At 31.1% G+C, this 354-nt stretch carries 1 pseudogene; it reads right to left on the bottom strand.

Going from position 1 to position 354, the window contains the following annotated elements:
• A pseudogene (locus CQA53_RS13075) lies at positions 1–354 on the bottom strand (hypothetical protein); the annotation flags it as partial.

Genomic DNA, 354 nt, shown 5'->3' with positions numbered 1-354 from the left:
TTCTTTTTTGTGTTGAAATGCTAAAAATCTCTTGAGATACTCCCTAATTTTATATAACCAATCATTATAGGTAGCTCTTCTCCCTAGTAATTGTGGTTTCTTAATCAGTCTATTTGTTATATTTTCTAAATCTAAACTATAGATATATTCTTTCAATAGCTCTTCTCTAGTTTCTCTATCATAATTTGAGAGATGAGACAAATCTATATCAATTACACCACAATCATCTATGCTTAAATCTCTAGCACCGGGAGCATTATAAGTATAGACTTCATTTATTATCCCTCTCTCTCCTTTATCATATCTAGCAAAGCTCAAGGTAAATAATTGTGCTAGACAGCCTCCTAATGAATG

The sequence above is a fragment of the Helicobacter didelphidarum genome (assembly GCF_003364195.1).
GTDB classification, from domain to species: domain Bacteria; phylum Campylobacterota; class Campylobacteria; order Campylobacterales; family Helicobacteraceae; genus Helicobacter_A; species Helicobacter_A didelphidarum.
This window is presented reverse-complemented; position numbering and strand designations above follow the sequence as displayed.